20 protein-coding genes, 1 pseudogene and 1 other annotated feature are annotated in these 24,936 nt (G+C 46.0%); of the genes and pseudogenes, 5 read left to right on the top strand and 16 right to left on the bottom strand.

The features are described 5' to 3' along the window. Positions 1-82: 82 nt before the first annotated feature. The 5 genes from carB to pyrR all read right to left on the bottom strand — a co-directional run bounded on the left by carB (position 83) and on the right by pyrR (position 7,506). Positions 83-3,292, bottom strand: a complete 3,210-nt coding sequence (gene carB, locus ACBP55_RS16305) for a carbamoyl-phosphate synthase large subunit (protein ID WP_464652794.1) — start codon at positions 3,290-3,292, stop codon at positions 83-85. Positions 3,293-3,306: 14 nt separating this feature from the next. After that, the gene (gene carA, locus ACBP55_RS16300) at positions 3,307-4,491 is read right to left on the bottom strand and encodes a glutamine-hydrolyzing carbamoyl-phosphate synthase small subunit (RefSeq protein WP_464652793.1); all 1,185 of its coding nucleotides are present in this window, start codon (positions 4,489-4,491) and stop codon (positions 3,307-3,309) included. Positions 4,492-4,677: 186 nt separating this feature from the next. After that, complete coding sequence (locus ACBP55_RS16295) at positions 4,678-5,961, bottom strand: dihydroorotase (protein WP_464652792.1); 1,284 nt, start codon at positions 5,959-5,961, stop codon at positions 4,678-4,680. Between the two features lie 88 nt (positions 5,962-6,049). Then, the gene (locus ACBP55_RS16290; protein ID WP_057303027.1) at positions 6,050-6,955 is read right to left on the bottom strand and encodes an aspartate carbamoyltransferase catalytic subunit; all 906 of its coding nucleotides are present in this window, start codon (positions 6,953-6,955) and stop codon (positions 6,050-6,052) included. Next, complete coding sequence (gene pyrR, locus ACBP55_RS16285) at positions 6,952-7,506, bottom strand: bifunctional pyr operon transcriptional regulator/uracil phosphoribosyltransferase PyrR (protein WP_173187945.1); 555 nt, start codon at positions 7,504-7,506, stop codon at positions 6,952-6,954. The genes ACBP55_RS16290 and pyrR overlap by 4 nt, the downstream gene beginning before the upstream one ends. Positions 7,507-8,386: 880 nt before the next feature. On the opposite strand from pyrR, the gene ACBP55_RS16280 reads away from it, so the two are divergent. From ACBP55_RS16280 to ACBP55_RS16265, 4 genes are all read left to right on the top strand, one after another. Then, positions 8,387-10,111, top strand: coding sequence for an ABC transporter ATP-binding protein (locus ACBP55_RS16280; protein ID WP_464652791.1), 1,725 nt, complete (start codon positions 8,387-8,389; stop codon positions 10,109-10,111). After that, entirely contained in the window at positions 10,108-11,988 is a 1,881-nt protein-coding gene (locus ACBP55_RS16275; protein ID WP_464652790.1) for an ABC transporter ATP-binding protein, read from the top strand. Before ACBP55_RS16280 ends, ACBP55_RS16275 begins: the two co-directional genes overlap by 4 nt. A 72-nt stretch (positions 11,989-12,060) precedes the next feature. After that, positions 12,061-12,771: a 2,3,4,5-tetrahydropyridine-2,6-dicarboxylate N-acetyltransferase gene (dapD, locus tag ACBP55_RS16270; protein WP_029196495.1), complete on the top strand. Its 711-nt coding sequence runs from the start codon at positions 12,061-12,063 to the stop codon at positions 12,769-12,771. Positions 12,772-12,792: 21 nt separating this feature from the next. Next, positions 12,793-13,914: an N-acetyldiaminopimelate deacetylase gene (locus tag ACBP55_RS16265; RefSeq protein WP_464652789.1), complete on the top strand. Its 1,122-nt coding sequence runs from the start codon at positions 12,793-12,795 to the stop codon at positions 13,912-13,914. Positions 13,915-13,998: 84 nt separating this feature from the next. Here the strand turns inward: ACBP55_RS16265 and ACBP55_RS16260 are convergent, their stop codons facing one another. From ACBP55_RS16260 to lspA, 3 genes and pseudogenes are all read right to left on the bottom strand, one after another. Further along, positions 13,999-15,165 (bottom strand): aminotransferase A, encoded by a 1,167-nt coding sequence (locus ACBP55_RS16260; protein WP_464652788.1) that lies wholly within the window; start codon positions 15,163-15,165, stop codon positions 13,999-14,001. 31 nt (positions 15,166-15,196) lie between these two features. Continuing rightward, positions 15,197-16,148 (bottom strand): annotated as a pseudogene (locus ACBP55_RS16255) (RluA family pseudouridine synthase). Next, positions 16,123-16,641 (bottom strand): signal peptidase II, encoded by a 519-nt coding sequence (gene lspA / locus ACBP55_RS16250; protein ID WP_464652787.1) that lies wholly within the window; start codon positions 16,639-16,641, stop codon positions 16,123-16,125. Before lspA ends, ACBP55_RS16255 begins: the two are co-directional and overlap by 26 nt. Positions 16,642-16,794: 153 nt before the next feature. Here lspA and ACBP55_RS16245 point away from each other — a divergent pair, with 153 nt between their 5' ends. Next, on the top strand, positions 16,795-17,538 hold the full coding sequence (locus ACBP55_RS16245) for a TraR/DksA C4-type zinc finger protein (RefSeq protein ID WP_464652786.1): 744 nt from the start codon (positions 16,795-16,797) through the stop codon (positions 17,536-17,538). Positions 17,539-17,589: 51 nt separating this feature from the next. On the opposite strand, the gene ileS is transcribed toward ACBP55_RS16245, so the two are convergent. The 8 genes from ileS to ACBP55_RS16205 all read right to left on the bottom strand — a co-directional run bounded on the left by ileS (position 17,590) and on the right by ACBP55_RS16205 (position 24,923). Beyond that, a complete protein-coding gene (gene ileS / locus ACBP55_RS16240; protein ID WP_464652785.1) occupies positions 17,590-20,358 on the bottom strand; it encodes an isoleucine--tRNA ligase in 2,769 nt (922 codons plus the stop codon). Positions 20,359-20,424: 66 nt separating this feature from the next. Beyond that, positions 20,425-20,673, bottom strand: a binding site (T-box leader). Positions 20,674-20,745: 72 nt separating this feature from the next. After that, positions 20,746-21,222, bottom strand: coding sequence for a DivIVA domain-containing protein (locus tag ACBP55_RS16235; protein ID WP_029196502.1), 477 nt, complete (start codon positions 21,220-21,222; stop codon positions 20,746-20,748). Positions 21,223-21,377: 155 nt separating this feature from the next. Then, a complete protein-coding gene (locus ACBP55_RS16230) occupies positions 21,378-22,160 on the bottom strand; it encodes a YlmH family RNA-binding protein (RefSeq protein WP_464652784.1) in 783 nt (260 codons plus the stop codon). Between the two features lie 2 nt (positions 22,161-22,162). Then, positions 22,163-22,402, bottom strand: coding sequence for a YggT family protein (locus ACBP55_RS16225; protein ID WP_464653329.1), 240 nt, complete (start codon positions 22,400-22,402; stop codon positions 22,163-22,165). A 65-nt stretch (positions 22,403-22,467) separates the two neighbouring features. Continuing rightward, positions 22,468-22,890 carry a cell division protein SepF gene (locus tag ACBP55_RS16220; RefSeq protein WP_029196505.1) on the bottom strand — a complete coding sequence of 141 codons (423 nt, stop codon included), beginning with the start codon at positions 22,888-22,890 and terminating at the stop codon, positions 22,468-22,470. A 38-nt stretch (positions 22,891-22,928) separates the two neighbouring features. Beyond that, on the bottom strand, positions 22,929-23,615 hold the full coding sequence (locus ACBP55_RS16215) for a YggS family pyridoxal phosphate-dependent enzyme (protein WP_464652783.1): 687 nt from the start codon (positions 23,613-23,615) through the stop codon (positions 22,929-22,931). Between the two features lie 44 nt (positions 23,616-23,659). Beyond that, positions 23,660-24,505: a peptidoglycan editing factor PgeF gene (gene pgeF / locus ACBP55_RS16210; protein ID WP_464652782.1), complete on the bottom strand. Its 846-nt coding sequence runs from the start codon at positions 24,503-24,505 to the stop codon at positions 23,660-23,662. A gap of 118 nt (positions 24,506-24,623) precedes the next feature. Next, positions 24,624-24,923, bottom strand: coding sequence for a YlmC/YmxH family sporulation protein (locus ACBP55_RS16205; RefSeq protein ID WP_029196508.1), 300 nt, complete (start codon positions 24,921-24,923; stop codon positions 24,624-24,626). Between the last annotated feature and the right edge of the window lie 13 nt (positions 24,924-24,936).

Here is a 24,936-nt window from a genome sequence, read left to right as displayed (position 1 = left end):
ACATCTGTGCGAGTTAGTATACTCAAGTTCGTCACTCTCCTTAGAGTTTTGCTTTAGCAAAACTGACTTCGTAAGCATAGTCTTAGACATGAATTGGCATTGCACGCGAGGAGAAGTTGATTGCTTCAAGCATATTAACAAGCGCTCTTACTGTATCGAGTGATGTCATACAAACCACACCGTTCTCTACCGCTTCACGACGAATGCGGAAGCCGTCACGCTCTGGCTCTTTACCTTTCGTCAGCGTGTTCACAACGAACTGTGCATCACCGCTGCGGATGAGATCCAGAATGTTTGGCGAACCTTCGCTCAGCTTGTTTACGGTCGTTACTGGAAGACCAGCTTGTTCAATGGCCAATGCTGTTCCGCCTGTTGCAATAATTTTATATCCAAGACGATAGAAGCCTTTTAAGATTTCAATCGCTTCTTCTTTATCTTTGTCAGCTACGGTTACTACGACAGATCCTGCTGCAGGAATTTTCATCCCCGCTCCGATTAAGCCTTTATAGAGTGCTTTGGCAAAATTGATATCGCGACCCATAACCTCGCCTGTCGATTTCATCTCAGGTCCGAGAGTTGTATCAACACGGCGCAGTTTCGCGAAGGAGAACACTGGCACTTTAACCGATACGTACTTGTCTTCCGGCCATAATCCACCTTGGTAGCCCATATCCGCCAGCTTTTGTCCCATAATGACGCGTGTAGCCACGTTGGCCATCGGGATGTTCGTTACTTTACTCAAGAAAGGCACGGTTCTGGATGAACGCGGGTTAACCTCGATCACATACACTTGATCGTTATGAATGACGAACTGGATGTTGACTAAACCCACTACGTTCAGCTCAAGGCCGATTTTCGTCGTAATGTCGATAATTTGTTGTTTAATCTCTTCCGAGATCGATTGCGGCGGATAAACCGCGATGGAGTCACCGGAGTGAACCCCTGCGCGTTCAACGTGTTCCATAATCCCAGGGATTAGAACCGTTTCTCTATCGCAGATGGCATCAACCTCTACTTCTTTACCGAGCATGTAGCGATCGATCAGAACCGGATGCTCAGGGTTGATTTTCACAGCATATTCCATGTAGCTTAGCAATTCTTCATCGGAGTAGACGATTTCCATGGCACGTCCACCAAGGACGTAAGATGGACGAACGATAACCGGATATCCGAATTTCGCTGCTGTACCCACAGCTTGGTCAACCGATGTAACGGTGCCGCCTGGTGGTTGAGCAATGGAGAGCTTGCTAAGTAAAGCTTCGAATTTCTTACGATCTTCCGCCGTATCGATGCTTTCGAGATCGGAACCTAGAATGCGTACGCCAGCTTTGTGTAAAGGCGCCGCCAAGTTAATCGCGGTTTGGCCACCGAATTGTACGATTACCCCGATTGGGTTTTCGCGTTCGATCACATTCATCACGTCTTCAAAGAAGAGAGGCTCGAAGTACAAGCGGTCGGATGTATTGAAATCTGTAGATACCGTTTCTGGGTTATTGTTGATAATAACCGCTTCGTAACCTGCCGCTTGGATCGCCCAAACTGCATGAACCGTGGAGTAATCAAACTCAATCCCTTGACCGATACGAATCGGACCGGAACCAAGCACGACAACCTTCTCTTTCGTTGTTTCCGTTACTTCATCTTCTTGCTCATAAGTTGAATAGTAATATGGCGTTGAAGCTTCGAATTCCGCTGCGCAAGTATCTACCATTTTGTAAACTGGTTTGATATTTTGTTGAAGACGGAATGTTCTCACGTCTGCTTCTTTGGTGAAAGTCGATCTGCCTGCAAGTGTGCGTATCTCAGCCACAGCACGGTCTGTAAAGCCTTTACGCTTGATTTCGAACAGCAGCTCAGCCGTCAAATCAGCAGCAGCAATCTCAGCTTCGAATTTGATCAGACCTTCAAGTTTGTTCAAGAACCACCAGTCAATCTTCGTCAAATTCTGCAATTGTTCCACGGTGTAACCTCTGCGATACGCTTCTGCGAGTAAGAACAGACGCTCATCGTCGGGCTTTTGCAGGCGTAACTCGAGTGTTTCTTGATCAATAAGATCCGTCTCTTTAAGGAACAAACGGTGTACGCCAATTTCTAAGGAACGAACCGCTTTATGAATGGACTCTTCGAATGTACGGCCAATCGCCATAACTTCCCCAGTCGCTTTCATTTGCGTACCCAGCTTACGGTTTGCTGCCGTAAATTTATCGAACGGCCAACGCGGAATTTTGGAAACGATGTAATCCAGTGCTGGCTCGAAGCAGGCATAGGTTTGGCCTGTTACTGGATTGACTAGCTCATCGAGCGTGTAGCCAATCGCGATTTTCGCAGCCATCTTTGCAATCGGATAGCCCGTTGCTTTGGATGCAAGCGCTGAAGAGCGGCTTACACGCGGGTTCACTTCGATTACGTAGTATTGGAAGCTATGCGGATCAAGCGCGTACTGTACGTTACAGCCGCCCTCAATGTTCAAGGCGCGAATGATTTTCAGTGATGCCGAACGCAGCATTTGATACTCACGGTCCGACAAGGTCTGGCTTGGTGCTACAACGATACTATCTCCGGTATGTACACCCACGGGATCAAAGTTCTCCATGTTACATACCACGATACAGTTATCATTCGCGTCACGCATTACTTCGTACTCGACTTCTTTCATGCCCGCAATACTGCGCTCTACGAGACATTGACCGATTGGACTGTAACGAATTCCGGAAGCAACGATTTCCGTCAATTCTTCCATCGTGTTACAGATACCGCCGCCTGTTCCACCTAGTGTGTAGGCAGGACGAACGATAATTGGAAAGCCGATTTCGTTCGCAAAATCAACCGCTTGTGCAACCGTCGTTACGATAACGCTATCTGGTACAGGCTGCTCTAATTCTCTCATCAAATCTCTGAAAAGGTCTCGATCCTCTGCCTTCTCAATCGCTGTAAGCTGTGTTCCCAGTAGCTTCACGTTCTCGCTTTCCAGAACACCCGCACGAGCTAGTTCTACAGCCATGTTCAAACCTGTTTGACCACCGAGTGTTGGAAGTAAACCATCCGGACGTTCTTGACGAATGATTTGCGTAACAAACTCAAGCGTAATCGGTTCGATATATACTTTATCCGCCATGTTCGTATCCGTCATGATCGTTGCAGGGTTGCTGTTGATCAGGATAACTTCCATGCCTTCTTCTTTAAGCGCTTGGCAAGCTTGTGTACCTGCATAGTCAAATTCCGCTGCCTGACCGATGACGATAGGACCGGAACCGATAACGAGAATCTTTTTAAGTGTATTATTTTTTGGCATATTGCAGTTCCTCCCTAGAGTTTTGCGTTAGCAAAACTTGCTTCGTAAGCTTTACTTACAGATGTCGATGCCGTGGAAGCTTTCCACTGTGCAAGCATTTGCGCTTGGCGCGGCTGCTGTGGGTTATCGATTTTGTGCTGACGAATCAGCGAGATGAAATCATCGAACAAGTAGCTGGAGTCAAATGGCCCCGGTGCTGCCTCTGGGTGATACTGAACCGAGAAAGCAGGGTATTTCTTATGTTTCAAGCCTTCAATCGTGCGGTCATTATTGTTAATGTGCGTTACTTCAAGATCAGTTCCTTGAACGGAATCTTCCTGAACCGTGTAGCCATGGTTTTGCGATGTAATGTAGCAGCGACCAGATACGAGGTCTTTCACCGGATGGTTACCGCCGCGGTGACCGAACTTCAGCTTATCCGTGTCAGCGCCGCATGCCAGTGCGAACAGCTGGTGACCCAAGCAAATGCCGAAGAGCGGGATATCGCCGAGCAAGCCTTTGATCATTTCCACAGCGTGAGGTACATCTTTCGGATCCCCAGGGCCGTTAGACAGCAGCACGCCGTCTGGCGCAAGGCGACGAATTTGTTCAGCTGTAGCATCTTGAGGTACAACAACAACGTCGCAGTCGCGTTTGCTTAGATCGCGAATGATTCCGCTTTTGGCTCCGAAGTCTACGAGAACGATACGTTCTTTGTGACCAGGTGCGCCGTATACACTTTTCGTGGATACACGAGCGACTTGATCCGTCATAAGAGGCGTTCCTCTTAAGATTTCAGTCAGCTCAGCAATGGATTTATTGGATGTTGTCAAAAGGCTTTTCATAACGCCGTGATGACGGATTTTACGAGTTAACATGCGCGTATCGATGCCGCTGATCCCAACGATGCCGTATTCTTTCAGCAGGCTACCCAGCGTATATTGCGCTCTCCAGTTACTAGGAATCTCTTCATGCTCACGAACAACAAAGCCATGAATGAAAGGACGTACGGATTCAAAATCATCCCGAATCACACCGTAGTTCCCCACCAATGGATACGTCATGGTCACGATTTGACCGCAATAGGAAGGATCGGAAAGCACTTCCTGATAACCTGTAATTCCTGTATTGAATACAACCTCGCCGACGGATTCACCTTCACTACCGAACGATTTTCCTGTAAAAAGAGTGCCGTCTTCCAGCAACAATCTTGCTTGCATGTTCTTTCAACTCCTTCGCTATTGTCAGCGATTCTTACGAACCGCGGATGTCATGCCTGCAACTTCTTGTTTTGTATAAGATTTGCATAAAAATCTATCATTCTGTATAAATATACACGATTTTTCGATCTGCGTATAGATCTTAAAGCGGATTTTAGCTTGATTTCAACATCATTTAAGAACAATTTATGACCAAACCACTTTGCCTGAAGCGATGGTAACAACCGGCCAGCCTTGCAGCTTCCATCCGATGAATGGCGTGTTTTTGCTGCGTGAAACGATCTCTTCTTTGAGAACTTCGCGCTTTGTTTCCAAATCCACGATGGTGATATCGGCTGCACTGCCTACTTCCAGTGTTCCGTATGGAAGACCGAATACGTCGGCAGGTTTTTTCGTCATACGATCTACAAGGAAGCCTAATGACCATTTGCCTGTTAGTACAAATTTAGTGTACAGCAGTGAGAACGCGGTTTCGAAGCCGAGGATGCCGAATGGAGCCAGCATCATGCCCTTCTCTTTCTCTTCTTCGGTGTGCGGTGCGTGATCTGTCACGATAATGTCTATCGTGCCATCTTCCAAAGCTTCGATGACAGCCTGCACATCACGCGGTGTGCGCAGTGGCGGGTTCATCTTCCAGTTGGCGTCGAGCCCTGGGATGTCTTCTTCCGAGAGCACGAGGTGATGCGGGCAAACCTCGGCAGTCACTTTAATGCCGAACTGCTTCGCATGGCGAATCAGTCGAACGGACTGCTCGGTGCTTACGTGGCACACGTGATAGTGAACACCAGTCGCTTCGGCTAGCAGCACGTCGCGACCCACATGAATCGCCTCGGACTCGTTCGGGATTCCCTTGAGTCCGTGCTTTTTCGCGAAGGTGCCTTCGCTGACCGGCGCGCCAACCACAAGCGTGTCATCCTCGCAATGCGCGATGATGGGCATCCCGATCGATGCAGCCAACGCCATCGCATCCTTCATCATTTGCGCGCTTTGTACGCCGACGCCGTCATCCGTGTAGCCGATGACGCCCGCTTCTTTCAGCGCTGCGAAATCGGTTAACTCGCGGCCCAGCTCGTTCTTCGTAATCGTGCCGTACGGAAGAACACGGACGACACCTTCCGTTGCCGCTTTATCCAATATGTAGTTCACCGTATCAACGGTATCGATCACAGGTCTTGTGTTCGGCATGCAAGCGATCGTTGTGAAACCGCCTCTTGCTGCGGAACGTGTTCCGGTCGCGATATTTTCTTTATGTTCAAAACCAGGCTCTCTCAAGTGGACATGCATATCGATGAAACCTGGAGTCACCAGCTTACCTGCTGCATCAATGACTTCGTGGCCTTCGGTTGGTGGAGCCGAACCTTCTACGGCATCTATAACCTTTGCAATTTTATCATTCTCTACCAAAATGTGTTTCTTCGCTTGTACATTATTTACATCGACGGTAAGCCCGTTTAAGATCCAAATGCCCATTGTGATATTGTCCTCCTAGTATTAGTTTGGGGCCCCCGCAAAGTAATCGGAATCAGCTTCAGAGCTTGGCTTCACTTTGTGGGGTAATTTATGATAAAGCTCGTTCGATGACCGCCATACGAATCGGAACACCATGAGCAATTTGTGTGAAAATTTTGGATTTCTCGTGTTCTACCAGCTCATCATCAAGCTCGACATTCCGATTGACTGGTGCTGGATGCATGATGATTGCGTGAGGTGCCATGCGGCTTGCACGTTCTGCCGTTAGCCCATATTGCTCGCGATATTCCTCTGCTGAGCGAATGATTCCTTTGTCGTGCCGTTCAAGCTGCACACGGAGCATCATGACCACGTCAGCTTTCAGTGCTTCCTCGAAGGACACATACGGTGCGAACTCAGCCAGCTCCGGAGCTTGCATGCTTTCCGGCGCGCAGAACTGCACCTTTGCTCCTAGTGCGATTAGGCCCCAAAGATTAGAGCGAGCGACACGGCTGTGTAAGATATCTCCGATGATCGAGACCGTCAGACCTTTGATGGCGCCGAACTGTTTGCGCATTGTGTAGAAATCGAGCAGTGCCTGCGTTGGATGCTCATTATTGCCGTCCCCCGCGTTAATGAGCGGGATTTTGATTTTCTCAGCCAGCTCTTGCAGAACACCGTTTGGCTTCAATCGGATAACACCCGCATCGATGCCCATGGACTCGAGGGTACGAACTGTATCGTAGATCGACTCACCTTTTTGTACACTGGATTCCGCTGCGGAGAAATTAAGTACGTCAGCTCCTAGCCGCTTTTGCGCCAGTTCAAAGGAAAACCGAGTTCTTGTACTATTTTCAAAAAACAAGTTGGAAACAAATTTGCCTTGAAACTGATTCGTCACCTTCGAAGATGATTGTTCCCAGTAGGCAGCACGATCAAGTATGCTCGTTATCTCCCCTGCGCTTACGCCTTTCAATCCTAGAAAATGCTTGGTTTGTGTACTCACTATGCTCACTCCTGTTTCCCCCTCTGTTGAAGTATAACGACGCCATCTTTCTCATCGATTTCTGTAAGCTGCACCTCAATACTTTCACTTTTGGAGGTAGGTACGTTCTTTCCTACATAATCAGGGCGAATGGGCAATTCACGATGCCCTCTGTCAACTAGTACGGCCAGTTGGATCATTTGCGGTCTGCCCAGATCGATCAATGCATCCATGGCTGCCCTCACCGTTCTTCCGGTGTAAAGCACATCATCGAACAGGATGATTTTGCGGTCTTGAATCTGGATTTTGCCGCCTTCCTGAACATTTTCCACTGACCTCACCTTCACGCGATCATCACGATAAGAAGTGATATCAATCTCACCCACAGGAACCGGCACGCCTTCAATCTCAAGAATTCGCTCTGCTACTCGCTTGGCCAAGTAAATACCACGGGTCCGAATCCCAATCAAGGTACAATTCTCTACCCCTTTATTCTTTTCCAGTATCTCATGCGCAATCCGCGTTAGCGCTCTGCGAATTCCCATTTCATCAATAATCGTGTGTTCAGCCGTTTCATTCATCTTTCTCGCCTCCTAAAAGTTTTCCGTAGGAAAACTTGCATCGTAAGCATTTGCTGAGTTTTGCTTTAGCAAAACTGGCATCGCATGCATTCGTAGGTTTTCTGTTAGCAAAACCAAAAAACTCCTTGCCCATTTATTGGCAAGGAGTTACGAGTGCATAAAGATACAGAGCGGGGCATAAGGATGCGCACATCCCTTAGCTTTGTCTACACTGAATCCGCGACTCAGTATATCCCGTCTTTTCTCATCGACTACCTTGCCAGCCTCTCTGGACTGTTTTTAAAGGTACATATTTAATTAAAAGAATTATCCCACTTTCGACACAATAAGTCAATATCAAAATCCATTTTCATGACACAAGTTGAGATATATTCAGCTATTCCTTTCGGAAAGCTCGTAACATGAGTCACACGGTAGATTGCAACGTGATGGCTGCTCCAAGTGCTCAAAAAATTAGCATGTGAACGAAACGTAATCGCGGTTTTGCAGCAGCTGATGAGCGTTCGAAATCAAATTGATGCAAAAAGTGCAGTTAATCAGAGATATTTCCTCAGTAAATGGCGTCTAACTGCATTTTGTACAACTATATTGTGAGTTTTCACCGATATTGAAAGTTGAGCGCAGATAAGATGCATTTTTTGCATCTATTCATCTGAAATTAAAGATTTAGGAGAAATTAGATGTCGCAAATGCATCTATTTCCACTGAGTCCATTAAGGACTCACGCCCCTACTCCCGACCCATAACTCTCTTTGAGCAGACGCTCAGCCATGTGTTATAATTTACATATATACACACGAGCTTTATCCGTTTTCTAACGAAAACTCAGTAAGGCCTAAGATGCCCGTTTTGCTAAGGCAAAAACACTAAGGAGGAACCTATGTTCAAATTGTTTCGGCTTCTGAAACCGTACAAAGCTTCTGTGGTTGCGATTATTACCTTGATGCTCTTGCAATCACTGGCGCAGTTGTACCTGCCTACACTGCTCGCTGACATTGTGGATGTCGGGGTTGTGAAAGGAGATATTCCTTATATTCTCCGGTTTGGCGCTTACATGCTTTTAGTAGCGATGGGTGCTATGGTTTGTGTCATCATCGCGAGCTACTTGTTGGCACGAACGGCGACAGGATTCGGCAGGGATTTACGACGAACGCTTTTCACCCATGTTGAAAGCTTCTCCTTGCACGAATTTGATAAGCTTGGCAATTCCTCCCTCATAACCAGAACCACGAATGACATCGCACAAGTTCAACAGGTGATTGTCATGATGCGGATGTTCATCGGCGCACCTACGATGCTAGTCGGCGGAGTCATCATGGCCACTTATAAGGACGCTCATCTCGCCATTGTATTAATCTCCATCATCCCGATTCTTGCACTTGCAATTGTGGGAATCATGCGTAAAGGTCTTCCCCTATTCAAAACTTTACAGGTCAAAATCGATGGCATTAATCTTGTGCTGCGTGAAAATTTAACCGGCATCCGTGTCATTCGCGCCTTTAACCGCTCCGAACATGAAAAGCGTAAATTCGAAAAAGCAAACCAGGATTACACGCAAACAGCCATAAAAGTAAATGTGATCATGTCCACGATGATGCCCATCATGATGCTTGTATTTAATCTTGGGGTTGTCGTCATTCTTTGGTACGGCGGAGTTCGTATTGATGCCAATCAAATGCAGATTGGTGATTTAATGGCCTTCATCCAATATGCCATGCAGATCATGTTCTCCATGTTCATGATGACGATGATTTTCATGATGATTCCACGTGCATCCGCATCTTCTGTCCGTATTAATGAGGTTTTAGCCCATCAATCTAACATACATAGCGCCGAAATGGCGAAATCTCTAGATTCCAAGCAAGCTGCAGTTGAATTTAAGCATGTATCCTTTAGTTATCCTGGGGCTGAACAGCCAGCAATCCGTGATCTATCCTTCCGCGCTGAGCCTGGCGAGGTAACAGCGATTATTGGAGGAACCGGATCGGGGAAGACGACCCTCATTCATTTACTGTTGCGCTTCTATGATGTAGAGTCTGGCACTATTACTTTAGATGGTCATCCACTCTCTACTTTGAAACTAGAAAGTTTACGACAGCAAATCGGATATGTCCCGCAAAAGGCGGCGCTATTCTCAGGCACCGTTGCGGATAACATTCGTTTTGGGCGTGAGATGGCAACGGAAGAAGAAATTCAGCATGCTGCGACCACGGCTCAAGCGGCAGATTTCATCACTGAGATGAAAGATGGCTACCAAGCTGTTCTCGCCCAAGGTGGAACGAACTTATCCGGCGGCCAGAAGCAGAGGCTTGCCATTGCGCGTGCACTCGTTCGTAAACCGAACATCTATGTATTTGATGATAGCTTCTCTGCGCTTGATTTCAAAACTGATGCTAAGCTTCGTGCAGCTCTCAAAGCCGAAACCGAGCATGCAACGATGATCATTGTTGCCCAACGCGTCAGTACAATTATGGACGCTAACCGCATTATCGTATTGGAAGAAGGACAAATCGCTGGGATTGGCACCCATTCAGATCTGATGAAAACATGTGCTGTGTATCAAGAAATTGTTGCTTCTCAGCTGTCAGAGGAGGAAATTGCATGAGCGACAAACCAAAAGAGAAAGCTCCTTCTCAAGCGGGGGTAAATCCCGGTCACTTTGGACGAGGCGGCATGGGCGGCATGGGAATGCCAGTTCAAAAGGCTAAGGATTTCAAGGGAACTATACGAAGGCTGTCGAGTTATATGCGTCCATTTCGTGTATCTATCATATTTGTTTTGATTGCTGCTGTCCTCAGTACACTCTTCAGTATTATCAGTCCTAAACTCATGGGTAACGCAACAACTATATTATTTGAAGGCTCTATCGCAAAATTCAAGGGTGTAGCCGGCGCCAAAATTGATTTCGATGCCATTTTTAAAATCATTATTATTCTTGCTGTACTCTACATACTTAGCGCCTTGCTCACCTTCATCCAGCAATGGATTATGGTTGGTGTCACACAAAAAATCGTATTTAATCTTCGTAGAGATATTAGCGAGAAGCTCACCCGAGTACCTCTCTCCTTCTTTGATTCACGCAGTCATGGGGACACCATGAGCCGTGCTACGAACGACGTAGATACGATCAGTTCAACCATGCAGCAAAGCTTGACACAGTTGATTACTTCAGTCGTAACCTTAGTCGGGATCATTATTATGATGCTAACCATTAGTCCATTGTTGACTTTGGCTACCATCGTAACCTTGCCGCTCAGCATTTTGGGAACGAAAATGATTGCATCACGGTCGCAGAAGTATTTTAAAGGACAACAAAAAACACTTGGTGAACTGAATGGTCACGTGGAAGAAATGTACACTGGACATACCATTGTCAAAGCTTTCGGCCGTGAACAGAAAGCCGTTGAGCAATTCAATGAAATTAATGAACGATTGTATCAATCAGGCTGGCGCGCACAGTTTATCTCAGGGATGATATTCCCCCTTATGTCCTTCATCGGAAATATCGGTTACGTATTGGTCAGTGTGATAGGTGGCATTATGGTAACAAATGGGGCTATTAAAATCGGGGATATTCTAGCGTTTATTCAATATTCAGGGCAATTCGGGATGCCCATCGCACAGGTGGCTAATATAGCTAACGTGATTCAATCCACAATCGCCGCCGCTGAGCGTATCTTCGAGCTTTTAGATGAGCCTGAGGAAGTTCTGGAAATCTCTCATGTAAAAACGACCCAGAATGTTAAGGGTCATGTTCAATTTAAACAAGTCAACTTTGCTTACAAAGAGGATACCCCGTTAATTCAAGATATGAATATCCATGTTGAGCCAGGACAGACAGTTGCCATTGTTGGTCCTACGGGGGCGGGCAAAACGACGATTGTCAATCTATTAATGCGTTTTTACGAGTTAAAAAGCGGTACGATCTCAATTGATGCGGTAGATACACGTGAAATGTCACGCAGTCATCTGCGCGGACTTTTCGGTATGGTACTGCAAGATACTTGGCTGTTCAACGGAACGATTCGCGAAAACATCGCTTACGGACGTGATGGTGCCACTGACGAAGAGATCGTTAATGCGGCTCGTGCAGCCTATGCGGATCATTTCATTCGAACCTTGCCAGAAGGTTATGATACCAGACTGAACGAAGAAGCATCCAACCTTTCACATGGACAAAAGCAGCTTCTGACCATTGCCCGCGCCATACTTGCGGATCCAACCATTCTGATTCTTGATGAAGCGACGAGCAGCGTAGATACACGCACGGAAGTGTCCATCCAAAAGGCGATGCATAACCTGATGGAGGGTCGCACAAGCTTCGTCATTGCACATCGGCTTTCCACTATTCGTGATGCTGATCTCATTCTTGTTATGAATCATGGTTCCGTTATTGAACAAGGAACACATGAACAGCTGTTGGAACAGCACGGCTTCTATGCTGATCTGTACAATAGTCAGTTCGCTCAAAAAGCTATATGAATACACATTGGCTGAAATGCCCCCTTTCTGATAATATAGGAGAGTCAATCTAAATTTTAAGGAGATGTCACCATGACCGAGATGAATACTTTAGAAATTATTCAGTTTATTAAAGAAAGCAAGAAGAAAACGCCTGTTAAAGTATATGTAAAAGGAAACCTTGAAGGTATTCACTTTGGCGAAGGCAGCCAATCTTTCATATCCGGCGGAAGCGGCGTTGTTTTTGGCGAATGGAGCGAAATTCAGCCTGTTCTTGAAGCAAACAAAGCGCAAATCGCGGATTTCGTTGTTGAAGCGGATCGCCGCAATTCTGCGATTCCAATGCTTGATCTGAAGCCAATCAATGCGCGCATTGAACCAGGTGCGATCATTCGCGATAAAGTACATATCGGAGATAACGCCGTTATCATGATGGGCGCTCTCATTAATATTGGAGCTTCTGTTGGTGATGGTACGATGATCGACATGAATGCTGTTCTTGGCGGTAGAGCACAAGTCGGCAAAATGTGTCACATCGGTGCTGGAGCAGTCGTTGCAGGCGTTATTGAGCCCCCTTCCGCACAACCATGTGTGATCGAGGATGATGTGCTTGTTGGAGCAAATGCTGTTATCTTGGAAGGTGTTCGCATCGGAAAAGGATCCGTTGTTGCTGCAGGCGCAATCGTTACGCAAGACGTTGAAGAATATACAGTTGTAGCAGGAGCACCTGCCAGAGTGATTAAGAAAGTGGACGATAAAACGAAGTCCAAAACAGAAATTTTACAAGATCTGCGCACCCTGTAAGGTGATCTGGAGGAATTCACCATGTTTAGCCCCTTTATAGAGCTGCGCCGTCAGCTTCACCAGATTCCGGAGCCGGGCTTTCAAGAGTTCAAGACGCAACAGCTTCTCCTTGACCATCTAGCTAAGCTTCCTCAGGATAGACTGACGATTCGCACTTGGCGCACTGGCATTTTGGTTTACATCAAAGGTACGAATCCTACCAAACGCTTCGGATATCGAGCGGATATGGACGGGCTGCCCATTACGGAAGAGACCTCTCTTCCGTTTCCTTCCCAGCATCCAGGCTACATGCATGCGTGCGGACATGATTTTCACATGTCGATTGGGATGGGTGTTGTTACCCATTTCGCTCAGCAGCCGATGCAGGATGACCTGGTTGTGCTGTTTCAACCGGCAGAAGAAGGTCCAGGCGGAGCTCTTCCCATGCTTGCTGCTGAAGAATTGCAGGATTGGAAGCCAGACCAGATGGTTGCTCTCCATATAGCTCCTGAGTATCCCGTAGGCACGATTGCTACGAGGCCGGAGATCTTGTTTGCCAACACATCTGAGCTGTTCATTGACCTCCTTGGCAAAGGCGGACATGCCGCTTACCCTCACCAATCGAATGATATGATCATTGCGGCGACTCAAATGGTTGGTCAACTTCAAACCATCGTTTCCCGTAATGTGAATCCGCTTGATTCGGCTGTCATTACCATTGGTAAAATGGAAGCCGGAACAAAGCAGAACATTATCGCAGAGAAAGCACGCTTGGAAGGTACAATCCGCACCCTTTCCGCTGAATCTATGAATAAGATCAAGAAACGGATCGAAGCTGTAGCGGCAGGAATCGAAAGCTCCTTCGAGTGTCAGGTTTCTATTGATTATGGCTCGAATTACCGCCAGGTGTTTAATGATCCTGCTTTGACTGTGGAATTCATGGACTGGCTGCGCGGTAAAGATAACGTACAGCTCGTAGAGTGTACAGAAGCGATGACAGGCGAGGACTTCGGCTACTTTTTGGAGCAAATACCTGGCTTCATGTTCTGGTTAGGGGTAGACACCCCTCATGGGCTGCATAACGCCAAGCTTGATCCAAACGAAAGCGCTATTGATATAGCGATAGATACCATGACAGCCTATTTACGATTTAAATCTATGTAAACAAAAAACCTCCAACCCACTTTAATTGTGGATTTGGAGGTTTTTCTCGTTTTGTCATTACCGTAACATGCATCTTAGAATTATTTAGTTAGTACACTTTAATTTACTAACAAAACGCTCAAGACGATCAAGTGACTCTACCAATACTTCTTGTGAATAAGCATAAGAAATGCGGATATAGCCTTCGCCATAAGAAGTGAATGCATCACCAGGAACAACTGCTACATGTTCCTCGTGAAGCAGCCTCATGGTAAAGTCCTGAGAGCTTAATCCGAATTTTGTGATGGAAGGGAACAAATAAAACGCCCCATTTGGCTTTTCCAATTCAAAACCCATTGCAAGAAGACGATCATAGACATAATCCCTACGAACTTCGTAGGCATTGCGCATAGGCAGAGCATCATCCACACCAACGGTCAAAGCCTCTAATGCCGCATACTGGCTTACCGAGCTAGCACATGTCACATTATATTGATGCACCTTGACCATATGCTCGGTAATGTAAGCCGGCGCAAGTGTGAATCCAACTCGCCATCCTGTCATCGCGTGGGATTTGGAAAGGCCGTTAATGACTATCGTTTTCTCACGGAGCTTGCCCATCGTTGCAATGGACTGATGACGGACACCATACACTAGCTCGCTGTATATTTCATCGGATAAGATAAACATTTCCCGATCTTCTAATAATTGAGCCAAATCGGCCAATTCCTGCTCCGTGAGTACTTGCCCTGTAGGATTGGATGGGTAGCACAAGATAACACAGCGCGTGTTAGCTGTTAAATAAGGCTTAAGCAACTCTGCAGTTAATTTCAAGCCGTTCGGTCTGGTATCGACGTAGACAGGGACTCCCCCTGCCAATCTGATTAACGGCTCGTACCCAGGGTAAATGGGTGCAGGAATGATAACTTCTGCTCCAGGTGTAAGAATGGTACGTAACGCAATGTCTACTGCTTGACTCGCTCCAGCTGTCACGATAATTTCATCAGCCGCGCGGTATTGTTGGCCGTACTTATTGAGAACGAAGCTGGATACTGCTTCTCGCAGCTCCAATAGTCCGGGATTTTGCGTGTAAACCGTTTTATTTTGATCCAAAGCCCTCTGCCCAGCCTCAATAATATGCCGCGGCGTCGGGAAATCAGGCTGTCCAATCGTTAACGTCAAAGCTCCCGGAATCGTGCTGACGAGATTAGATATTTTGCGTATGCCTGAAATCTGAATGTCTTTTACTTGTGGATTAATCAGATGCTCCATGCGATTCACTCCTCTCCCCATGGGAAGAACCCTAGGATGTTCGAATTGTTTGCAGAAGGTTTTCCATATCCGCTGGAATCGGCGCTTCAAATTGCAGCCATTCCTCTGTACGCGGATGCTTGAAGCCCAGAATGGCAGCATGCAGCGCCTGTCCATCCATCAGCATCCCTTTGCTCTTGCCATACATCGGATCGCCAACAAGCGGGTGACCAATGAATTTCATATGCACGCGAATTTGGTGGGTTCTACCTGTTTCGAGCTTCAGACTCCACCAAGGTAAAATCGCCAAAGCGTTCGATAACTACAAAATGAGTCACCGCTTGCTTGCTGTTTTTCTCCGTTACCGTATACATCTTGCGATCATTGGAATCGCGACCGATCGGTGCGTCAATGGTGCCTTGATCGTGTTGCAGATTCCCATGTACCAAGGCGATATATTTGCGATTAACCGTATGAGCCTTTAACTGCTCAGCTAAGCTAGCGTGTGCTTTGTCGTTCTTTGCAGACATGATAAGACCGGATGTGTCCTTATCAATCCGATGTACGATGCCAGGACGAAGTTCTCCGTTGATGCCCGATAGATCCTTGCAATGGAACATCAATGCGTTAACCAATGTACCTGAGTAATGTCCAGGTGCTGGATGAACGACAAGTCCCCGCTGTTTATTGATCACGATGACATCAGCGTCTTCATATACAACATTCAGGGGAATGTTTTCCGCTGCTAGCTCAACGCCTTGAGGTTCAGGAATTCGCAAAGAAATAACATCTTGTTCAGACAGCTTATAGTTTGGTTTAATTGTTTTCCCATTCACTTTAACATGCCCGTCTTTGACCCATTGCTGAACAAGTGTTCTTGACACATCTTCTTCCAATGCTTCTGTAATGAATTTATCAATACGTTCACTGGCATACTGCTCTTCAACCGTCCATTCGACGACTTCAGTTGTCGCGGCCTCAGTTGAGGTCTGGTTTGTGTTCATTCGTTGCTCCTTTTTTCTCTTTTCTCCAAGTAAGTAACGATTCTAGGAAAATCAGGATGACCCCGGTCACGATGGCTGAATCAGCTAGATTGAAAATCGGATAAATATAATAAATGGCTTTGCCGAACAAGCTAAAATCAAAGGTAAACTGCAGGAAATCCACAACTTCACCGAATAAAGCCCGGTCAATGAAATTACCGATTGCTCCTCCTAGCAGAAGGCTAAGCGCAAAAGATAGCAAAACTTTTCTTTCACGGATCGTCCGACGCATATACCAGAGAATACCAACCACTACAATAAGCGTAATCACAATGAAAAACCATCTTTGATTTTGCAAAATGCCAAATGCCGCGCCTCTATTACGATGCGAAGTTAGGATAAAGAAATCACCCAGCACTGGGCGCTCCTCGCCAAGCGGAATCCGTTTCACAATAAACCATTTGGATACTTGGTCCAAAATAAATACGACGAGCGCATAAAAATAATATTTCATTATCTTTTCCTCCTAAGAGTTTTCGTAAGCATTACCTTCTCGTAAGCTTAAACATGTTCCTTATTTTCAAGGAATTACCTCACTAAAAAAAGCTGTCACTCGGCATCATAACGGTATGCATCAGCTGTTAGAAAGGAGCTGTACTTTCGACCTATGAGCCATTTATCCGAGGAGCAATTAAGAGAATTATATCTGCAATTATTGGAGGAAAAGCTTTATCTCGAAAAACATTTTGCCACGAATGATAATTATGGCCTGTCCAATTCCTTTAAAGATAGTACCGGAGAGCTCTCCATGTACGATAATCATCCAGGAGACGTTGCCACAGAAATTTACGAACGAGAAAAAGATATTTCACTCAACGAACATGCTGAATTTCATTTAAATCAAGTCAATGAAGCCTTAGCTCGCATGGAGAGTGGAGAATACGGCATTTGTGTGTTCAGCAAACAACCGATTCCCTTTGAGCGCCTTCAAGCTATCCCTACCACCATTTACAGCTTAGAACACGTTCCTGATCCTGACCGATCATTCCGAAGACCTGTTGAAGAACAAGTGCTCTACCCACCTTTTGGCCGAACCAGCTTTGACGAACGTGACGATGAGACTGAATTCGATGGTGAAGATGCTTGGCAAATCGTTGAAAGCTGGGGCACCTCAAATTCGCCTGCATTCGCGGAAGATCCCAATGTTGATGACTATAATGAAATGTATGTGGAAGCCGATGAGCACGTTGGTTATGTTGAGTCTTTTGAAAGCTTTGTTGCGACAGACCTGTATGGTGAACATGTTACCATTGTTAGAGGTAAGGCCTATCGTGATTATATGCATAAAGGTGAAGGCGATCCACTTCTCGAGCCAGAAAACCTATCCAACTCAGAGGATGAGCAGCTCTAGAAAAAACAGGACAAACGAGCTTCGCTCAAAGCGAAAGCTCGTTTGCTTCCTTTACTCGTGGTAATGAGCCGAAACAACGTCATTACATCTGGTACAAAGTGTCGGATGTTCTTTACTTTGCCCCACCTCAGGAGTCACTATCCAGCAGCGCTCGCACTTCTCGCCTTCCGCTACTGTAATAGCAATGGCAGCATCCTTCGATTGATACACACCCGCAGGGGGCTCCGCTTCAGGCTTATGCACGCTCACAGCTGAAACGATGAACAACTGATCCAATTGCTCTAATTGCATAAGTAAACCGTAAGTAGCCTCATTTGGATATAGATGTACAGCAGCTCCTAACGAGTTACCGATGACCTTCTCTTTACGCGCCTCTTCGAGAGCTTTCAGAACTTCATCTCTAATATCCAGGAAACTATTCCATTTATTTTCCAATTCTTCCTTGTATAGACTTGAATCGACTTCCGGCAGTTCTGCTAACTGTACACTGCTTAACTCAACACCAGGAATGTACTTCCATACTTCATCAGCTGTATGTGGAAGAATAGGTGAGATCAGCTTCGTGATCGCAGTTAAGGAAGCATACAATACGGTTTGTGAAGCTTTTCGAGCAGGATCATGAGGCGCGTTTGCATACAAACGATCCTTGATAATATCCAAATAGAAAGAGCTCATTTCAACTGCGCAGAAATGATGAATCGTTTGATAAACGACATGGAATTCATACACTTCGTAAGCCTTCACTACCTTCTCAATCATGCGATTCAAGCGAATCAACGCATAACGGTCCAGTTCGGATAAACTCTCCGCTGCTACACGATCTGTTTCTGGGTTGAAATGACTCATGTTACCCAGCAAGAAGCGCATCGTGTTGCGAATTTTACGGTATACTTCCGTCGTTTGGTTCAAGATATTATCCGAAATCCGGTGGTCCGATTGATAATCGACTGAGGATACCCACAGACGCAGAATATCGGCGCCTAACTTCCCGCACACCACATTCGGATCAATCGTGTTTCCGATCGACTTGGACATTTTCCGTCCTTCTCCATCCAGTGTAAAGCCATGGCTGAGCACGCCTTTATATGGCGATTTCTCTCTTGTGGCAACACCTGTAATGAGGGAGGAGTTGAACCAACCACGGTACTGGTCAGAACCTTCCAAGTACAGATCCGCAGGCCACTGCAGCTCAGGATGAGTTTCTAGAACAGCCACATGGCTGGAACCAGAATCAAACCATACGTCCATGATGTCCGTTTCCTTACGGAACTCCCCATGACCACATTTAGAGCAGCTGATACCTTGAGGAAGGAGATCCTTTTCATCCTTGATAAACCAGCTATTTGAGCCTTCTTGCTCAAATAACTGAGCCACATGTTCAATGGTTTGCTCATTGATAAGCGGTTCGTTACAACTGCGGCAGTAGAAGATCGGAATAGGAACACCCCATGCACGCTGCCTCGAAATACACCAGTCTCCACGATCAGCAATCATGTTATGCAGGCGGATTTCGCCCCACTCTGGTGTCCACTTCACTTTCTTAATTTCATCCAGCATCTCTTGTCTGAATTTATCGATAGACGCAAACCATTGCTCTGTTGCTCGATAAATAACAGGCTTCTTCGTGCGCCAATCATGAGCGTATTGATGCTGAATTTCGCCAGCTTTAAGCAGTAGACCTGATTCTTGCAGCTTCTCGATAATCAGCTTGCCGCCTTTTTCGTAGAACAAGCCTTCGAAGCCTGGTGCTTCCGCTGTAAAATGCCCTTGATCATCCACAGGACATAGCACTCCGATGTTATAACGTTGTCCAATCGCGAAATCGTCTTCCCCATGTCCAGGAGCTGTGTGTACACAACCAGTACCCGCTTCTAGTGTTACGTGTTCTCCAACCATCACAAGCGACTCACGGTCATAGAATGGATGCTGACACGTAACGAACTCGAGCTCATTACCTTTTACCGTCGACAACACTTCGTAATCGGTCCAACCAATTTCCTTAGCTGCGGCTGCAAGCAATCCCTGCGCAAGTACATATTTCTTCCCGTCGGCTTGAACTACAGCATAGTCGAACTCTGGATGAAGCGAAATGCCCAGATTTGCAGGCAGTGTCCATGCCGTTGTTGTCCAAATCACAATGGCGGCATCCTGCGGCAGCTTGCCTTTACCGTATTTAACAGGGAAGGCCACATAAATGGAAGTGGACGTTTTTTCTTTGTACTCAATCTCTGCTTCTGCAAGTGCACTTTCGGAAGATGGGGACCAATAGACAGGCTTCAAACCTTTGTAGACAAAGCCTTTTTGTACCATTTTACCGAACACGCGAATTTGCTGAGCTTCATAATTCGGCTGCAGTGTGATATACGGATTCTTCCAATCTCCACGGATACCCAGACGCTGGAATTGGCTCTTCTGTTTCTCAACAGTCTGCAGGGCATACTCTTTGCAATATTCACGGAACTCAGGGACGGTCATTTTTTTACGATCGACTTTCCCACTGTTCGTAATCACCTGCTCAATCGGCAATCCGTGTGTATCCGCGCCTGGAACAAAAGGCGCATCGAAGCCTTGCAGCGTTTTGAATCGTACGACGATATCTTTCAATACCTTGTTCAACGCATGCCCGATATGAATATCTCCGTTCGCGTAAGGCGGTCCGTCATGGAGAATAAATTTGGTTCTGCCCTTACGACTCTCCTGCACTTTGGCATAGATGTCCTCAGCTTCCCAATGCTCTTGCATTTTGGGTTCCGCCTGCGGCAAATTGCCTCTCATCGGAAACTCCGTTTGTAATAAATTTAATGTTTTGCCATAATCCATGCTAACCACTCCATTCCTGCCTCAAACGTTTTGTTGTCAAAAAAACAAAAAAAGCCTCTCATCCCCAAAAGGGACGAGAAACTCTAGCTCGCGGTACCACCCTCGTTAAAAAGCTAAATGAACTTACACCCTGAGGTGTAACGAACATAAGCTTAATCACTCGATCATGTGTAACGGCATGACCCGTTTCTCTCTACTCGCTTCAAGAGACGCTCCTGGGGGATATTCGGTACGCTGCAGAGATTAGGCTCACACCAAAACCCTAATTCGCTGACACTGCTCATTCGACCTACTCGTTCCAGTCATAGCTTTATTGAGATACATTTAACAGGAGTATAACCAATTCATTAGGCATAGTCAATATGACAGCCACCTAATCATGGATTCCTACTCTTCTTTATTTTCAAACTGCATACTTTGCCAGCCTTCTGTGTTGAGCAGCTCTAATTGCGCTTCAAGCAGTGTCCGGAAGCGTGTGCGATAAATGGAGGCTTGTTTCTTCAACTCTTCAATCTCCAAAGCAACCTTACGTGAACGCGTCAAGGATTCGTTAATAATCCGATCTGCATTCTTCTCAGCTTCCTTCAAGATCAGCTGTGCTTCTTTCTTCGCATTGCTTCTCACTTCATCTGCAGCTTCTTGCGCAACGATAATCGTTTTGCTGAGTGATTCCTCAATGTTGGTAAAATGGTCCAAACGTTCCTGCAGCGTCACCGTTTGATTGTGCAAGTCTTTATTCTCGCGAATCAATGCCTCGTAATCCTTAATGACTTGATCCAGGAATTCATTCACTTGATCTTCATCATAACCGCGGAACGAGCGGGAAAACTCCTTATTATGTATGTCTAGCGGTGTTAATGGCATCAGTGCCCCTCCTTAGCGTTTTGCGCAGCAAAACTGACTTCGTAAGCAAAGCTGAGCTTTCTTCCAAGAAAGCTAGTTTGAACCCACATCTATACTGAATCAGTTCGACAGAAAATAAGCAATTCCTGCAAAGTTCGTGGATAAATTATCCACAATCATGCAAACTTGCCGATCTTCACACGAATTCGCCCTTTTTTCGTTACGCCTTCCACTTCAAGCACCTTGAATCTACCAAATCCTTGCAAAGACACCATATCTCCCTCTTTAAGAGGCTTACTTGGATCTTCCTCCAGCTTCCAATTGACGCGGCAGCGCCCAGCTTGGATGGGAATCAATATTTTAGCTCGACTTAGCCTGAATACATCGCTTACAATCCCGTCCATGCGCATCGAGGCAACAGACAGGCTCAGTTCGTCCAATTGTACTTGAGCTAGCTCCAGCTTATCTAACGACAGCAGTTCCGTCTGTACATGAACCCTATGTACCTGAGACAAATTCAAATGCAGGTAATCCGCAGCATCCTGGGTAACCAAACAATGGCAGCCGCCCTCTATAACATGAATATCGCCAACCTTGTCTCGCTTCATGCCGAGTCCAAGAATGGCGCCCATGTAATCTCCATGTTCTAAAGTTAGAAATTTGCCGTCTCCAGAAGAAACAGACAAGACCGCCATCGCCATGTCTTCCCCATCCAAAGATCGGTAATCCGGGGCAATCAGCGCCCTTCTTCGTTCGGCGGCGGAGTAACCGCCATCTAAACGGCAGTGGACATCTGGGTGTCGATTCACCAGTGATGTCAATATAAAAGCCTGTCTGGGATCCAAAAAATCCGTTAGCTTCACAGCATGCTGCTCGGCTGCCCGCTCCACCCAATCCCAGGCTTTATCGACAAAATGGTGTTCATCCGAATGAAAATGACCATAGAGTTCTTTTGGCAATGTTAGAACAACCCCACAATGAAATCGAGCACAGCAATAATCCCCATAACCACAAATCGCAACGCGATTAAGGCCACAATTGGCGAAAGATCAATGAACCCAATGCTTGGAATTATTTTACGGAAAGGACTTAAATACGGTTCAACCAATTTCCCAAGGAGTCCTCCAATGAAGCTGTCACGTGCATTAGGAAACCAAGAGAGGATCAAATAACCAATAATCATGAAATAATAAATTTCCATCAAAATACTAAGATAATAGTGAACGTAAATCACGTATGCATCCACCTCTGTGTTAGGATATGCGCCTATTCTTCACCCATCATCTCGGAGATGTGACCATGAATATCAACTGAATCTGGTGTACAGAGGAAGATATTTGGTCCTAGTTTGGATATAGACCCACTCAAAGCATATACCGTCCCGCTTAAGAAATCTACGATACGTATGGCTTGATCACCACGAACTCGCTGCAAATTGACAATCACAGCTCTTCTGGAGCGAAGATGATCTGCAATATCCTGCGTCTCTTCATAGGTTCGAGGCTCACTTAGCACGACACGTGCATTTTTCTGTGAATGAATGCTGACGACATTCGCCTTATTTTTATTACGTAATTCATAAGGATTGGTTTCAGGTTCTTCTGTTGCTTCCACAATGCGCTCCCGCTCCACAATCTCTTCCTCTTCTTGCAGCCCAAGAAAATTCATAAATCGATTATAAACACCCACTATAGTTCCCTCCTTATCATGTTCTTAAATCAGGTTAACTAAAGTTCTTTCCCTACCAGAACAGTACCCAAACGAACCCAAGTTGCACCCTCTTCAATCGCTACTTCAAAGTCTCCGGACATCCCCATGGATAACTCGGTAATCTCGTAAGGGAAAATTCTCCGTTCATTGAGACGGTCTCGCAATTCTCTCAATCCGCGGAAGACAGGTCTTGTTGCATCGGCCTCCATCTCATAGGGAGCCATGGTCATCAAACCAGTGATATGTATATGTTTTAGCCCGCTAACTTCTGTAGCAAAATGGAAGAAATGCTCAGGTGCAATACCATACTTTGACTCTTCACCGGAAACATTCACTTGCAATAAACAATTCACTACAATGCCCAGAGCTGCAGCCTGCTTGTCCAGTTCTTTGGCCAGAGAGATTCGATCCAAAGAGTGAATGTAGGCGAACTTGCCAATGACATCCTTTACTTTATTCGTTTGCAAATGACCAATGAAATGCCATGTCCCTCGTTCATGGAGGGCTTCCCACTTCGGCTTTACATCCTGCCAGCGATTCTCACCGATATGCAGAAGGCCTGCATCCAATACGCTTTTGGTTGTATCCAAGGAAACATATTTCGTTACAGCAATCATCTTAACTTCGTTCTCATTCCGTCCAGACCGCTTACAAGCTGCGGCGATACGGGCTTCTACCTCTTCTTTACGGGCCAATAAACTCACTTACGCAGACACCTCTATTCAACACATCGCATGCATCGTTCTCCTCAAAGAAGACCTATCCAAGCGATCATTCTACCTGTAGAACCGCCCTCTTTTCGATGTGAAAAGAAGAGATCAGTGCTACAACTCGTACATAACTGTGATACTTCGATATGGGACGACAAAATTCCTGCTTGCTGTAACAATTTTCGGTTCAATTCTTGCAAATTCAGCATATACTTGCCATTTCCTTTGTCGACCATAACAGCTTGACGCTCTTCTGATGATGCTTTGATATTCGCAAGAACATGTTTCACACGACTAGCTACAGTCTCATCAACCTCATAACAGCACGCCCTTATAGATGGACCAATTGCCGCTCGAATGTCTGTGGTCTGACTACCAAAAGTATGTGTCATTAAGGATATCGTAGCCATGGAAATGTTTAACACTGTGCCTTTCCAGCCTGCATGAGCAAGCCCGGCTACTCGCTTAACAGGATCATAGAAAAATAACGGTACACAATCTGCAAATTGCGCGCAAAGCACGATTCCTTTCTCATTTGTAATGAAGCCGTCCTTCGCCTGAATGGCCGTTTCCCTGGATGTTCTGCCCATCCCTCTTTCGTGTAGGCTTACTACAGTGACTTCGTTACCATGTACCTGCTCTGCATACGTAAATGCTTCAAATGGCTGGCCTACGGCTTCAGCGAGCAGCTCACGATTCCTCACCACATGCTCTGGCACATCGCTCACATGCAGCCCGCAATTAAGCGTAGAATACGGTGCCTGACTCACTCCGCCATGACGGGATGTAAAACCAGCAGTCAATTCACTGTATTGCTCCATCCAGCTTGCTATCGTAAATAGGACAGGCCTATCCTCTATATCTTGTTTAACAAATGGTTCCACGGTCGCTCTCTCCCCACACTTTGTTCTTTACTTTCTTTTACTTTAGCACAAAATAAAAAGACACACGATGTTTGCTTGGCCTGCCGTGAAGCAGCAGCCTTCGCTCGTGTGCCTTCCGTCAATTTCGGAATTGCTGATTGAACTCATAAACACCATCATTATCATCCGTTTGACGATAAGGCCGGACGTCTTCCAGCTTTACAAGAACGACATCTGCACCGATTTTCACAATATGTTTCCAAGGTATAATGACATCTGTCCCTGCACCAAACAACCCGAAAAATCGGCTTTGATTCGGTACAACAATCGATTCGATACGACCCTGACGCAGATCAAGCTCCAAATCACTGATTTGCCCGAGCTTTTTACCATCTACAATATTGATTACATCTTTCGTCTGGAAATCAGATATTTTCATGAGGCTATTCACC

The sequence above is a fragment of the Paenibacillus sp. WG02 genome, assembly GCF_055396115.1.
The sequence above is the reverse complement of the archived record's forward strand: the minus strand, read 5'-3'. Positions and strand labels throughout refer to the sequence as shown.

Coding starts and splice junctions, on each gene's coding strand:
- ACBP55_RS16280 (WP_464652791.1), top strand. CDS start 8,387: ATGTTCAAATTGTTTCGGCTTCTGAAACCGTACAAAGCTTCTGTGGTT.
- dapD (WP_029196495.1), top strand. CDS start 12,061: ATGACCGAGATGAATACTTTAGAAATTATTCAGTTTATTAAAGAAAGC.
- carA (WP_464652793.1), bottom strand. CDS start 4,491: ATGCAAGCAAGATTGTTGCTGGAAGACGGCACTCTTTTTACAGGAAAA.
- lspA (WP_464652787.1), bottom strand. CDS start 16,641: ATGAAATATTATTTTTATGCGCTCGTCGTATTTATTTTGGACCAAGTA.
- ACBP55_RS16245 (WP_464652786.1), top strand. CDS start 16,795: ATGAGCCATTTATCCGAGGAGCAATTAAGAGAATTATATCTGCAATTA.
- ACBP55_RS16205 (WP_029196508.1), bottom strand. CDS start 24,923: ATGAAAATATCTGATTTCCAGACGAAAGATGTAATCAATATTGTAGAT.
- ACBP55_RS16295 (WP_464652792.1), bottom strand. CDS start 5,961: ATGGGCATTTGGATCTTAAACGGGCTTACCGTCGATGTAAATAATGTA.
- carB (WP_464652794.1), bottom strand. CDS start 3,292: ATGCCAAAAAATAATACACTTAAAAAGATTCTCGTTATCGGTTCCGGT.
- ACBP55_RS16225 (WP_464653329.1), bottom strand. CDS start 22,402: ATGGAAATTTATTATTTCATGATTATTGGTTATTTGATCCTCTCTTGG.
- ACBP55_RS16260 (WP_464652788.1), bottom strand. CDS start 15,165: ATGGAGCATCTGATTAATCCACAAGTAAAAGACATTCAGATTTCAGGC.
- pyrR (WP_173187945.1), bottom strand. CDS start 7,506: ATGAATGAAACGGCTGAACACACGATTATTGATGAAATGGGAATTCGC.
- ACBP55_RS16235 (WP_029196502.1), bottom strand. CDS start 21,222: ATGCCATTAACACCGCTAGACATACATAATAAGGAGTTTTCCCGCTCG.
- ACBP55_RS16275 (WP_464652790.1), top strand. CDS start 10,108: ATGAGCGACAAACCAAAAGAGAAAGCTCCTTCTCAAGCGGGGGTAAAT.
- ACBP55_RS16265 (WP_464652789.1), top strand. CDS start 12,793: ATGTTTAGCCCCTTTATAGAGCTGCGCCGTCAGCTTCACCAGATTCCG.
- ileS (WP_464652785.1), bottom strand. CDS start 20,358: ATGGATTATGGCAAAACATTAAATTTATTACAAACGGAGTTTCCGATG.